This window comes from Mesorhizobium sp. WSM4837 (assembly GCF_055811435.1).
The window spans coordinates 113,024-124,224 of sequence record NZ_JBVVQE010000015.1 but is presented as its reverse complement, the minus strand read 5'-3'; the positions used below and the strand labels follow the sequence as shown (position 1 = coordinate 124,224).

The 11,201-nt window shown below is 62.9% G+C and carries 13 protein-coding genes and 1 pseudogene; 7 read left to right on the top strand and 7 right to left on the bottom strand.

What is annotated here, in order from left to right; all coding sequences use genetic code 11:
- Positions 1–255, bottom strand: a pseudogene (locus AC0L3D_RS11570) (hypothetical protein); the annotation flags it as partial.
- Between the two features lies 1 nt (position 256).
- Positions 257–1,444, bottom strand: a complete 1,188-nt coding sequence (locus AC0L3D_RS11565) for an ABC transporter permease (RefSeq protein ID WP_027155114.1) — start codon at positions 1,442–1,444, stop codon at positions 257–259.
- Between the two features lie 100 nt (positions 1,445–1,544).
- Here AC0L3D_RS11565 and dgcA point away from each other — a divergent pair, with 100 nt between their 5' ends.
- A complete protein-coding gene (gene dgcA, locus AC0L3D_RS11560; RefSeq protein ID WP_473627815.1) occupies positions 1,545–2,528 on the top strand; it encodes an N-acetyl-D-Glu racemase DgcA in 984 nt (327 codons plus the stop codon).
- Here the strand turns inward: dgcA and AC0L3D_RS11555 are convergent.
- Positions 2,499–3,716 (bottom strand): MFS transporter, encoded by a 1,218-nt coding sequence (locus tag AC0L3D_RS11555; protein WP_473627817.1) that lies wholly within the window; start codon positions 3,714–3,716, stop codon positions 2,499–2,501. The two genes, dgcA and AC0L3D_RS11555, sit on opposite strands and share 30 nt — an antisense overlap.
- A gap of 237 nt (positions 3,717–3,953) precedes the next feature.
- On the bottom strand, positions 3,954–4,784 hold the full coding sequence (locus AC0L3D_RS11550; RefSeq protein ID WP_287175231.1) for a UDP-2,3-diacylglucosamine diphosphatase: 831 nt from the start codon (positions 4,782–4,784) through the stop codon (positions 3,954–3,956).
- Between the two features lie 119 nt (positions 4,785–4,903).
- On the opposite strand from AC0L3D_RS11550, the gene AC0L3D_RS11545 reads away from it, so the two are divergent.
- Both AC0L3D_RS11545 and AC0L3D_RS11540 read left to right on the top strand, forming a co-directional pair.
- Complete coding sequence (locus AC0L3D_RS11545; protein ID WP_473627819.1) at positions 4,904–5,683, top strand: SDR family oxidoreductase; 780 nt, start codon at positions 4,904–4,906, stop codon at positions 5,681–5,683.
- 155 nt (positions 5,684–5,838) lie between these two features.
- Positions 5,839–6,744: an alpha/beta hydrolase gene (locus AC0L3D_RS11540; protein ID WP_473627821.1), complete on the top strand. Its 906-nt coding sequence runs from the start codon at positions 5,839–5,841 to the stop codon at positions 6,742–6,744.
- Positions 6,745–7,098: 354 nt separating this feature from the next.
- On the opposite strand, the gene AC0L3D_RS11535 is transcribed toward AC0L3D_RS11540, so the two are convergent.
- Complete coding sequence (locus AC0L3D_RS11535) at positions 7,099–8,067, bottom strand: MBL fold metallo-hydrolase (RefSeq protein WP_128244837.1); 969 nt, start codon at positions 8,065–8,067, stop codon at positions 7,099–7,101.
- Positions 8,068–8,206: 139 nt separating this feature from the next.
- On the opposite strand from AC0L3D_RS11535, the gene AC0L3D_RS11530 reads away from it, so the two are divergent.
- Complete coding sequence (locus AC0L3D_RS11530; protein ID WP_128169017.1) at positions 8,207–9,154, top strand: LysR family transcriptional regulator; 948 nt, start codon at positions 8,207–8,209, stop codon at positions 9,152–9,154.
- A 193-nt stretch (positions 9,155–9,347) separates the two neighbouring features.
- Here the strand turns inward: AC0L3D_RS11530 and AC0L3D_RS11525 are convergent, their stop codons facing one another.
- Both AC0L3D_RS11525 and AC0L3D_RS11520 read right to left on the bottom strand, forming a co-directional pair.
- Complete coding sequence (locus AC0L3D_RS11525; protein ID WP_473627825.1) at positions 9,348–9,608, bottom strand: alpha/beta fold hydrolase; 261 nt, start codon at positions 9,606–9,608, stop codon at positions 9,348–9,350.
- 167 nt (positions 9,609–9,775) lie between these two features.
- The gene (locus AC0L3D_RS11520; protein WP_473644395.1) at positions 9,776–10,135 is read right to left on the bottom strand and encodes a hypothetical protein; all 360 of its coding nucleotides are present in this window, start codon (positions 10,133–10,135) and stop codon (positions 9,776–9,778) included.
- Positions 10,136–10,260: 125 nt separating this feature from the next.
- Between AC0L3D_RS11520 and AC0L3D_RS11515 the strand changes: the two genes are divergently transcribed.
- From AC0L3D_RS11515 to AC0L3D_RS11505, 3 genes are all read left to right on the top strand, one after another.
- Positions 10,261–10,416 carry a hypothetical protein gene (locus AC0L3D_RS11515; RefSeq protein ID WP_473627862.1) on the top strand — a complete coding sequence of 52 codons (156 nt, stop codon included), beginning with the start codon at positions 10,261–10,263 and terminating at the stop codon, positions 10,414–10,416.
- A gap of 70 nt (positions 10,417–10,486) precedes the next feature.
- Positions 10,487–10,705, top strand: coding sequence for an AbrB/MazE/SpoVT family DNA-binding domain-containing protein (locus AC0L3D_RS11510; protein WP_287138542.1), 219 nt, complete (start codon positions 10,487–10,489; stop codon positions 10,703–10,705).
- On the top strand, positions 10,705–11,079 hold the full coding sequence (locus AC0L3D_RS11505) for a PIN domain-containing protein (RefSeq protein WP_473627829.1): 375 nt from the start codon (positions 10,705–10,707) through the stop codon (positions 11,077–11,079). Before AC0L3D_RS11510 ends, AC0L3D_RS11505 begins: the two co-directional genes overlap by 1 nt.
- Positions 11,080–11,201: the final 122 nt, after the last annotated feature.

Genomic DNA, 11,201 nt, shown 5'->3' with positions numbered 1-11,201 from the left:
CCCCCCCCCCCCCCCGCGGCCCCCCGCCCCGCCCCCCCCCCCCCCCCCCCCCCCGCCCCCCCCCCCCCCCCCCGCCCCCCGCCCCCCCCCCCCCCCCACGAAGCCGAGAATTTCGCCACGCCGGATATGGAGCGACAATTTATCGAGAATGACGTTGTCGCCGAAGGAGACGGTGACGTCGTGCGCAGAAAGCACGATCTCCTCCTCGTCGGCCCTTTGCGTAGTCGTGGTCGGCTTTGTGCCAAGCAGCGCCATGTCAGAACTCGATCGCTGCGTAGAACATGGCGAAAAGCCCGTCGAGGATGATCACCACGAAGATCGACTTCACCACCGAAGCAGTCACGTGCTGCCCGAGCGATTCGGCGCTGCCGCCGACCTTCATGCCTTCGACCGAGGCGATCGTGCCGATGATCATGGCCATGAACGGCGCCTTGATCAGCCCGGCAAAGATGGTGCTGAGATCGATGGCAACGCGCAGCCGGTCGATGAAGGCGGCCGGTGCGATGTCGGAGTAGAGCCATGCCGCCAGTATGCCGCCGCCGAGTGCGGCGAAATTGGCAATGATCGTCAGGCAAGGCAGTGCGATCACCAGCGCGACCAGCCGCGGAAACACCAGAACGCCGATCGGATTGAGCCCGATGACCTTCAGCGCGTCGACCTCCTCGCGCATTTTCATCGAGCCGATTTCAGCCGTGATGGCGCTGCCCGAACGGCCGGCGATCATGATCGCAGTCATCAGCACGCCGAGCTCGCGCAGGATCAGCACGCCGACAAGGTCGACGACGAAGATATCGGCGCCGAAATAGCTGAGCTGATAGGCGCCTTGCTGGGCGACGATCGCCCCGACGATGGCCGACATCAGCACAACCACCGGGATGGCGCCGACGCCCATGCGGTCCATCTGGTTGAAGATCGCCGCCGGATTGACCGCATGGCCGCGGCCAAGCTTCATCTGCGCGCCGCGTATCGTGGCGCCCAGTATGTTCATCGCGGCCAGGAAATCGTCACGCATCTCATAGACGCGGCGGCCAACCGCCTCGAGCGCGCGAATGACGATGTTCGGCGGCCCAACGATGCCGGAATCAGGTTCGCGTCGAACAGCGTCGCCGACGGCGCCGAGCAGGATCGAGGCAACCTCGCTTTGCCCCTGCATCGTGATTTTCACACCCTGCTTTTCGAAGGCGCTAACCAGACGGTCGATCACCCAGGCCCCGGCGGTGTCCATCTTCTCGATATGCGAGAGGTCGAGCGCCAATGTCTGAAAGCCGCTGCGTTGCTCGATCTTGCGCATCTCGGCATCGACGAGCGCCACGGTGCGTGTCGTCCAGGTGCCGGAGAAAGCGCAGCCGAGGACGCCGCCGTCCTCGCCGACCACAACGCGCGGCTGGTGGTCGGCCTCCTTGGCGGTCGTGCCGCTTGCGTCGCGTTTGCGGATCGTCAACATGGCGTCCTGTTTAGCCTGACGGGCCGATCTGTTTAACCTGACAGAACCCACCTGTCGATTTGCCGACAAGCTTGTTGTCGCACAGCCGGAGCAGAAAAATATGGCGCGTGTCATTTCGGTCGAGTCCGAGCGCTTTGCCATCGCCGGGACCTTCACCATCTCGCGCGGTTCGAAAACCGAAGCCGAGGTCGTCACAGTGACGATCAGCGAGGACGGCCAGAGCGGGCGCGGCGAATGCGTCCCCTACAAACGCTATGGCGAAACCATCGAGGGTGTGCGCGATGCGATCGAGGCGATGCGGGAGCAGGTTCAAGACGGCATCAGCCGGGCCGCGCTCCTCGACGCCATGCCGGCGGGCGCGGCGCGCAACGCCGTCGACTGCGCGCTATGGGACCTGGAGGCGAAGATCGCAGGCAAGCCGGTGGCTTCCAGCATCTGCACGGCGCCGCCGAGGGCGCTCGAAACGGCTTACACGCTGTCGCTCGGCGAGCCCGAAGCCATGGCAGCCCAGGCCCGCGCCAATGCCCTGCGCCCGCTTCTCAAGGTCAAGATCGGCGGCGACAACGACATGGCCCGCATCCGCGCGGTCAGGGAGGCGGCACCGGCGAGCCGCATCATCCTGGACGCCAATGAGGGCTGGAGCGACGACAACATCGTTGCAAACCTGGCCTTTGCCGCCGAGCACGGCATCGCGCTGATCGAACAGCCGCTGCCGGCGGGCCGTGATGGCATCCTTCGCAACATCGCCCATCCGGTGCCGATCTGCGCCGATGAAAGCCTGCATGAGGCTAAAGACCTTGCCTCGCTTGTCGGCCTTTACGATGGCGTCAACATCAAGCTCGACAAGTCAGGCGGCTTGACCGCTGCCCTCGTCCTTCGCGATCGCGCCCGCGAACTGGGTTTTGGCGTCATGGTCGGCTGCATGGTCGGCACGTCATTGGCCATGGCGCCGGCGGTGCTGTTGGCCCAGGATGCCGATTTCGTCGATCTCGACGGTCCACTGCTGCTGGCCCGCGACCGTGCGCCTGGCCTTGTCTACCAAGGTTCGCTGGTGTCACCGCCCGATCCGGTGCTGTGGGGCTGAACGCGCCGCAAGCCCGATCAGCACAAGGCCGACCAGGGCGATCGGGATCATGGCAAAAAAGCCGTTGACGCCGAAGCGGTCGTAAAGCGGGCCGCACAGGAGCGTCACCACAGCGGTGAAAAAGCCGTTGGAGAAATAGGCGATGCCTTGCGCGGCCCCGGTGCGTTCCTCCGCGACGGTCTCACCGATCATTTTCTGCAGGCCGATCAGCACCAGCGCCACCGAGACCGCGTGCAGCGTCTGGACTGCGAAAAACCCACCTACGCCAAGGCCAAGCGGCCAGATCAAGGGAAAGGCAATCCAGCGCACGATCGCGCCTATTCCCGCCATCACCATGATCGATACGACCGAGAAGGAACCGAAAACCCGAGTAAAGATCATAAACATGCCGATCTCGGCCAGGACACCCCAACCCCAAAGCAGCCCGACCACAGAGTCGCCGATGCCGATCGATTTCCAGTAGATCGAGACGAAGCCGTAGAAAAACGCGTGGCTGGCGGTGATGACGCCGACGCCGACGGAGAAATACAGGAAATAGCCGTTGAGGAGTTTTGGCGCCGACTGCTGGATGTCGGCCGCCGAAAGCGGCGAGGCACGGCGGGGACGGCCGAGCCGCGGCGCGATCAGTGCGACGACAAGTGCGGCGCCAAACGCCACGAAGATGATCACCGGAACTGCCGGGGCTCCGGTCGCCGACAGGATAAAACCGCCGGCAAGATTTGCGCACAGATAGGAGATCGATCCCCATTTGCGCATGTTGGCATAATTCGAGCCGAAGCGGCGCACCCCCGACAGCGCCAGCGAATCGGCGATCGGCGAATGCGGCGTCCAGGCGACGGTGAGCGCCAGCGAAACGGCCAGCACCAGGGCATAGGTCGGCGTCAGGAAATAACCGGCGGACAGCGCCAGCGATGCGGCCGTCAGCGCGACATAGACATGGGCGCGGTCGCTCGCCCTGTCGGCCAGTGCCGTAAGCCATGGCGTCGTCACCACGCGCAGGAACATCGGTGCCGCGAGAATGATCGCTATCTGCTCGGCATCAAAACCGTTTGCCTGCAGCCACAGCGGAAAGTACGGCAAATGTATCCCGAGCGGCACGAAAAGCGTGAAGAAGATCAGGCCCATGCGCAGCTCGAACTGACGCGGCTTGACGAGTTGTTCGAGTAAAGGCGGCGGCAGGGAGGACATCAGCAGGCAATCCGTCGGCGCAGCATTCGACCGGCCGGCCAGCCAACGCACGCCGATCCCATAACATGGCAAAAAAAGCGATGAAACCGCTGCGCTAAAGCGCGTCGCGTTTGACCGCCTCATGCGACGCGCTTTAGGTTCTTGTTTTATGTATGTCGTTATCGCAAAACCGCTGCACACCCTCGTGTCAGGCCCGAGGGCATGCTTTTGCGCGACATGCATGAACACATCATCGCGTCAGGCAGCCTGGACTGCCCTGCCCTTGATGGCGACGATGTCGATCGGCACCAGCACTTCGCTGCCGACCGGAGCCTCCGGCAGGACGTGCGCCCAGTGCAGGATCTCCATCTGGCCGTCGAAATGCTCGACCACTGCGGTGCAGCTCTCCACCCAGTCACCGGTGTTGATGTATTGCACGTCCTCATAATTTTCGATCGCGGCATGGTGGATGTGGCCGCAGATCACGCCGTCGACATGCGAGCGGCGCGCTTCCTCGGTCAGCATGGTCTGGAACGAGCCGATGAAATTCACCGCCTTCTTGACGTTGACCTTGGCCCAGGACGAAAACGACCAGTAAGGCAGGCCAAGCAGCTGGCGAAGCCGCGTCACCACGCGGTTGACCAGCATCGCCGCATCATAGGCGTAGTCGCCGAGATAGGCCAGCCAGCGCGCATTGTGGACCACGGTGTCGAACTGGTCGCCATGGATGACGAGAAAGCGTTTGCCGTTGGCAGTCTCGTGGACGACGCGGTCGGCGACGACGATGCCGCCGAAATGCACGCCCTGGAACTGGCGCGCGAATTCGTCGTGATTGCCGGCGATGTAGGTGATGCTGGCGCCCTTGCGCGCCTTGCGCAGCAATTTCTGGACGACGTCGTTGTGGCTTTGCGGCCAGTGCCAGTTCCGTCTCAGCCGCCAGCCGTCGACGATGTCGCCGACGAGATAGATGATATCGGCGTCGTGATGGCGCAGGAAATCGATCAGGAACTCGGCCTTCGCCGCCTTCGATCCGAGATGGACGTCGGAGATGAACATGCTGCGGAAAGTGCGGGGCTCTGCGCCAGGCATTGGATTCTCACCGTTGCTTCCGAACAGGCTATGCCCCGATTCATGCAACAACCGTATGACGGTTGCGATTGGTCCAGCCCCAAGAGTAGATTGCGACCCAAATCAGAGGAGAAATCGCCATGGATCTCGGTATTCGCGGAAAAAAGGCCATCGTCTGTGCTTCGAGCAAGGGCCTTGGGCGCGGTTGCGCCATGGCGCTCGCCGAAGCCGGCTGTGACCTGGTCGTCAACGGGCGCAACGCCGACCAACTGGCCAAGACCGCCGCCGAACTGCGCGAAAGATTTGGCATTGAGGTGACCGAGATCGTCGGCGACGTATCGAAGCCCGAGGTGCAGAAGGCGCTGCTTGCCGCCTGTCCCGATCCCGATATCCTCGTCAACAACAATGGCGGACCGCCGCTTCGCGATTTCCGCGAACTCGACCGCGAAAAGATCCTCGAAGGCGTCACCCAGAACATGGTGACCCCGGTCGAACTGGTTCAGGCTGTCATCGACGGCATGGCCGAGCGCGGCTTCGGCCGCATCGTCAACATCACCTCGCTGTCGGTCTATGTTCCCATTCCAGGCCTCGATCTGTCGTCCGGCGCGCGCGCCGGCCTGACTTCGTTCCTTGCCGGCGTCGCGCGGACGGTGATCGACCGCAATGTGACGATCAACAACATGCTGCCGGGCAAGCTCGACACCGACCGGCTGCGTCCCCCGCATGAAGCCGGCACACCGGAAGATCCGGCTGCCGCCGCCGCACGCAAGACCCAGGCAGCAGTCAACGTTCCGGCCAAGCGGCTCGGCACGCCGGAGGAATTCGGCCAGATTTGCGCCTTCCTGTGCTCGGTTCACGCCGGCTACCTGACCGGGCAGAACATCCCGGTCGATGGCGGCCTCTACGTCAGCGCGTTTTAGCGCCTAACGCTTGGTCCCGCTGGCAACTGCGAGAAAAAGGGTGTTTTTCTGATTCTACGAAAAATTCCAAGCGCTGGCATTGGCACTTTATGGATGACGTGTGGCTGTTGCTGTCCGCCGGTTTTCTAGGCTTGATGAGAGGCTAGGTAAGCAAAATGAGCGATGTGGACGAACACCTCGATCTGACGGAGATCAACGCCGTCCGCAGGTTGTTGACGTCAAAGCCACGACCGGTGGGCTGGGGCGAACGCCGGGCGCGGCTCGACGAGGTTGGTTCGGTGTGGCCGATTGCGGACGACATCCGATGCGAGGATGCGGTTCTCGACGGCCTTGGGGGAGAGTGGTCGCTAGCGCCTGAGAGTGACAGGGATAAGGTTCTGCTCTTCTTCCACGGTGGTGGCTACTGCTCCGGCTCTCTCCAAAGTCATCGTCGAATGGTGACCGAGGCAGGTCGAGCCATGGGAATGCGCACCCTCGCGATCGACTATCGACGCGCACCGGAACATCCTTTCCCTGCGCAACATGAAGATGCACTCACCGCATGGCGCTTTCTGAGCCGGCAAGGGATCACGCCGGACCGCATCGTGGTTGGCGGAGACAGTGCGGGCGGCAACCTCACCCTGTGCTTGGTCAATATATTGTGCGCGGCAGGGGAGCGGTTGCCGCGATGTCTTTGGCTGGTCTCGCCCTGGACGGACCTTTCGATGGCCGGCGCGACACTATCAACTAAGGACGCAATCGACCCTATCATCCACCGGGCGTATTTGGAGGAACTGGCCACCGCCTATGTTCCCCATGGCGTTGGTCGGCGCGATCCCCTGATCTCGCCGTTGTTCGCCGATCTGAGCGGATTTCCCCCAATGCTGATACAAGTCGGTTCGGCCGAGGCGCTGTTGTCGGACGCAACTCGGCTCGCGGAAGCCGCTGGCGCGGCTGACGTCAAAGTACGTCTCGAAATTTGGCCGTATATGATTCACGCTTGGCCGGTTTGGAATGCAGGATTGAGTGCCGGTCGCCGCACTCTTCACAGCGCGGGTGTGTTTGTCCGCGAATATTTATAACCCTGGGTGAGGCATCTGCTGGCGCCACTTTCTCGTTCCCAATCGACGAGACGAATGACAGCATTCCGCAGGCTGCACCCGTTGTAGACATCACACTGGGCGGTGGCGGCCTCTACGTCAGCGCGTTTTGGTACCTAACGCTTGGTACCCGCTGGGAACGCCGGGAGGCGATCCATCTCGGCCGTTCTTGTCAGGAAGTGACGGCTCTGAACGCAGGCGTTGCAGGTGCCGTGCCAGACCATAAGGAGCCGATTTATCGTCCGAAGTCTCAAAGACATCGGCTGCGCTGGCGAGGGGGGCGGGTGTGGTGTTGAGTAGCGGGGCTATGATGGCCCCTTCCCGCGCCGGCCGCCGCTACAGTGCATAGGGCCATTCGTCCGGCACGAAGCGATAGGCGTCGCCATCGCGCGCCACATGGCCGATGCCGGGGAACGGCAAATGCATGCCGGCGATCAGCATCCGGTCGGCAGCGACCCGGTCGAGGGTCCGCTTGCGCGTTTCGGCAGCCAGCTTGGAATCGACATCGAAGGCGATGCTCCAATCCGGGCGCGCGAACTGGTAGGTCGCCATGTGCACGACATCGCCCCAGATGAACAGCGCCTCACCGTCCGATTCCACGATGAAGCCGGCATGGCCCGGAGTGTGGCCGGGCAGCGGCACGGTGCGGATCGAGCCGAGCGCCTCGCGCTCGCCGTCCACTTGCCGCAGGCGATCCGCATAAGCGGCGGCAGCCTTGCGTGCCCCGATGAAGAACGGCTTCGCTTCGTCCGGCGCCTGGTTCATGTTCGCATCGTCGTGCCAGAAGGCGTAGTCGGTGGCGGTGACGACGAGTTCGGCATTGGGAAACAGCGCCTGGCCGGCGGGAGTCAGCACGCCGTTGATATGGTCGGGATGCATGTGGGTAATCAGCAATGTATCGATCTGGTCCGGAGAGACGCCGGCTGCCTCGATAGCGGCCGGGAGTCGGCCGAGTGACGGGCCCATGCTGTCCGACGTACCGGCGTCGACGAGCACCAGACGGTCGCCCAGATTGATGAGATAGGCATTGACCGGTGCGCGGCGCGGTCCGGGCTTCTGGAAGCTGGCCTCAGCCAGCCGCTCCGCATCGGCCTCAGCGAGCCCGATGACCAGCTCGGAACCAATGTCGATATAGCCATCTAGTAGCGCCGTAACCTGGACCGATCCCACGTTGCGGCGCAGCGCGCCAAGCGTTGCGGCGTCGACCAGCGGCGCTCGGGCCACCGCCGGAACGGATACATTGGCTAGGAGAGTGCCGCCGGTTAGGCCGGCACCGGCGAGAAAATGACGGCGGGAAAGCGGCATTGCATCGTCTCCAGTTTGGGGATCTAGAGCTCCAGGCGGAGCAAGGCGGGTCTATGTCATAGGCTCAGCTTTTTGAACTTGCCGATTCCTTATATGTCTTATTACTCTTGTTTATTAATCACGACGGAGAGTTGCCATCATGGACCGCTTGACCGAGCTGACCAGCTTCGTACGCGCCTGCGATACCGCCAGCTTCTCGGCGGCAGCGCGCGAGTTGGGCTTGAGCCAGCCGGCCGTCAGCCAGCAGATCCGCGCACTGGAAAAGCGTCTAGGGGTCCGGCTCTTTGACCGTACGACTCGCCATGTTTCGCCGACGGAAGCCGGCCGGCGTTATCTGGAGCGCGCCCGCGACATCATCGAGCGCCTCGAGGAGGCGGACCGCAGCGTCGGCTGCCTCGAATCGAAGATGTGCGGACGTCTTGCCGTCGGCGCGCCGGCCAGCTTCGGCGCAGGTGTGCTTGGCAGCTACCTGATCGAGTTCAAGCGCGCCTATCCGGAACTGTTGCTCGACGTGGCGCTGACCGACAGTTTCGTCGATGTGATCGCAGAGGGGCTCGACGTGGCGATCCGTATGGGGACCATCGATGACGACCGGCTGATCGTGCGCAAGCTCGGCGTGATCGGGCGCTGCCTTGCGGCGACGCCAGAGTATCTCGACCGCAGGGGCCGGCCGCGACGCCCGGAAGATCTCGCCGACCATGATTATCTGCTTTACGCCCACATCAGGAAGCGCGATGTCGTGCCGCTCACCGGCCCGGGCGGCGAAAAGGCCGAGGTGCGAATCCGGCCGGCCATGCGCTCCGACAATTCGCTGCTCAATCATCAGGCGTTGCTGTCCGGCGTCGGCATCGGCCTCGGGCACAGGGTGATACTCGATCCGCTCATTGCCGAAGGCTTGCTCGAACATGTGCTGCCGGACTGGCACTATGCGCCGCACCATGTGCATGCGGTCTATCCATCGAACCGCTTCATTCCGTTGAAGGTCAGGCGGTTCGTTGCCGGCTTCGCCGATCACCTCGCCGCGATGGGTGCGTTCATCGATGACAAAAAAACATGTACATCCAAGGAAACGGCGCCGGCCCAGTGAAGTCTGACGTTTGTACGTGCAGGGAGTTGGCGGAGACGGGGGAGTCGAGATGTGGCGCGGCGGAGATAGGCGTAGCCCCGCAACCGCGCAGTGAGTAGCTGTCGGGTGGACGGTAGCCGCAAAGCCTGGAGGCGGTCGACCTAACACCGTTGCGGCTGCTGCTCCCGCAGGACACATGAACTGCCCTTCATGGTCATTCCTCCTGCCGATCGAGAAACCGCTTCACGGCGCCGAGGAACACACCGCGCCCTGCGGCCTCGCGGTCGAGATGCACGAAGTGGGTAGCGTCCGGGATGTTCAGGCGTTCCACTTTTGGTGCTTCGTCCACAATTGCCTTCGCATCCTCCGGTCGGCTCCAGAAATCCCGTCCGGAACGGATGACGAGCACCGGCATGGTGAGCGCCGCCGCCGACCATTGCCGGCGATCGAACGCGAGTTCGAAGCTGTCGGCCATGGCGCCGCTCGGTGACCGGAAACTCGGCGGCTGGCGCGTCGACGCCGTCTCGTCGGAGGCGAGTGCCGCATCACCATAGGCCGCGGCCACCGCGGGATCGCGCCACTGAGCCTTGTCCGCGACCGGGATGCTGTCGTCCCAGGCGGTGAACAGGCTCGGACGTGTATTCAGCCGATAACCGCCGAACGCATGGACATTGAACGTCCCGGGCCGATCCGGATTTTCGAGCAGCGAGCCGGTGCCAAGAGTGGGATGCTGGTTGAGCCTCCATACAGGGTGTTGTAGAGGATGAGCCGATCGACCGTCTGCGGAAACCGGCTGGCATAGGGGCCGGCAAAATGCCCGCCGGTGGCCCAGCCGACGAGGCTGATCCTCGAAACGTCGCTCCATTTCGCGATGCCGTCGACCGCTGCGGAAATACCCGCCACGATTGTCGATAGCGTCTGGAAACTGCTTGAGGCTCGTTCAGACGTGAGTTGACCGCCCGCGACTGGACACGCCCGGCCGCGCGACGCGCTCGATGACATCCGCGCCGGCCGCGACGAGGCAGGTGAGGATTTCAGCGCAACAATCTGACATGGTATGGTTTTCCACGATCCATCCCCCCAAACTGGCGGTTGCGTCATTTGGCATCGTGAAAAACCAGCGCTGCATGCTAAACCTCGACGCAGCCGCCCTTTATTTCCACAAGCATCCACGCCCTGGAAAGCTTGAAATCCAGGCGACAAAGCCGCTCGGCAACCAGCGCGACCTAGCGCTCGCCTATTCGCCAAGCGTGGCGCTGCCCTGTCTCGAAATCCGAGACTAGACGGCTGCCGTAAGCTCCTTGCATTGGCCCTCATTGCGTCTTACGTTTGGCGCATCGATCAAGTGAGGGTATGATAATGCCGGAGACTGCAACCCTGTCCTCGAAGTTCCAGATATCGATCCCCAAGGCGATCCGGACCGCCCAGCATTGGGAAGCGGGTTTGACCTTTGCCTTCATCCCGAAGGGAACGGGCGTGCTACTCGTCCCTGTGCCGAAGCGGGAAGCGCTGAAGGGGCTGGCGAAGGGCGCTTCGGCGACGGAATATCGCGACCGGTCGGACCGTTTCTGATGGTGCTCGTCGATACCTCCGCTTGGATCGAATGGCTGATAGGCTCTCCGACTGGAGAGCAGGTGGCAGTGCATCTGCCCGAGCAAGCCGACTGGCTCGTTCCGACCATTGTGCAGTTGGAACTCGCAAAATGGCTCACTCGCGAAGTAGGCGAAGACAAAGCCGATCAGACCATCGCCTTTACGCAGGTCTGTACGGTGGTCCCGCTTGACACGGAAATCGCCCTAGCGGCCGCCGAAGCCTGCCGGAAGCACAAATTGGCGACCGCAGATGCGATCATTTTCGCGACCGCTCGGGCGCATGACGCGACGCTCCTGACTTGCGACAAGCATTTCGAGAGCCTGCCAGTCGTCACCCTCATCGAAATGATCTAGCGCTGACATTGTTGGACCGCGGGGTGATGTCGGCTCCGGCTCTCGACCGAGGGCGTGAGAAAACTCGGCACGTCGGTCAAGACGTAGAATTTTCTCCTTTGCCCAAGCGAACAGAAGCGCGC

Bases quoted from the DNA above. Each gene is read 5' to 3' on its own strand.
- AC0L3D_RS11565 (WP_027155114.1), bottom strand. From the start codon at position 1,444: ATGTTGACGATCCGCAAACGCGACGCAAGCGGCACGACCGCCAAGGAG.
- dgcA (WP_473627815.1), top strand. From the start codon at position 1,545: ATGGCGCGTGTCATTTCGGTCGAGTCCGAGCGCTTTGCCATCGCCGGG.
- AC0L3D_RS11555 (WP_473627817.1), bottom strand. From the start codon at position 3,716: ATGTCCTCCCTGCCGCCGCCTTTACTCGAACAACTCGTCAAGCCGCGT.
- AC0L3D_RS11550 (WP_287175231.1), bottom strand. From the start codon at position 4,784: ATGCCTGGCGCAGAGCCCCGCACTTTCCGCAGCATGTTCATCTCCGAC.
- AC0L3D_RS11545 (WP_473627819.1), top strand. From the start codon at position 4,904: ATGGATCTCGGTATTCGCGGAAAAAAGGCCATCGTCTGTGCTTCGAGC.
- AC0L3D_RS11540 (WP_473627821.1), top strand. From the start codon at position 5,839: ATGAGCGATGTGGACGAACACCTCGATCTGACGGAGATCAACGCCGTC.
- AC0L3D_RS11535 (WP_128244837.1), bottom strand. From the start codon at position 8,067: ATGCCGCTTTCCCGCCGTCATTTTCTCGCCGGTGCCGGCCTAACCGGC.
- AC0L3D_RS11530 (WP_128169017.1), top strand. From the start codon at position 8,207: ATGGACCGCTTGACCGAGCTGACCAGCTTCGTACGCGCCTGCGATACC.
- AC0L3D_RS11525 (WP_473627825.1), bottom strand. From the start codon at position 9,608: ATGGCCGACAGCTTCGAACTCGCGTTCGATCGCCGGCAATGGTCGGCG.
- AC0L3D_RS11520 (WP_473644395.1), bottom strand. From the start codon at position 10,135: ATGTCATCGAGCGCGTCGCGCGGCCGGGCGTGTCCAGTCGCGGGCGGT.
- AC0L3D_RS11515 (WP_473627862.1), top strand. From the start codon at position 10,261: ATGCTAAACCTCGACGCAGCCGCCCTTTATTTCCACAAGCATCCACGC.
- AC0L3D_RS11510 (WP_287138542.1), top strand. From the start codon at position 10,487: ATGATAATGCCGGAGACTGCAACCCTGTCCTCGAAGTTCCAGATATCG.
- AC0L3D_RS11505 (WP_473627829.1), top strand. From the start codon at position 10,705: ATGGTGCTCGTCGATACCTCCGCTTGGATCGAATGGCTGATAGGCTCT.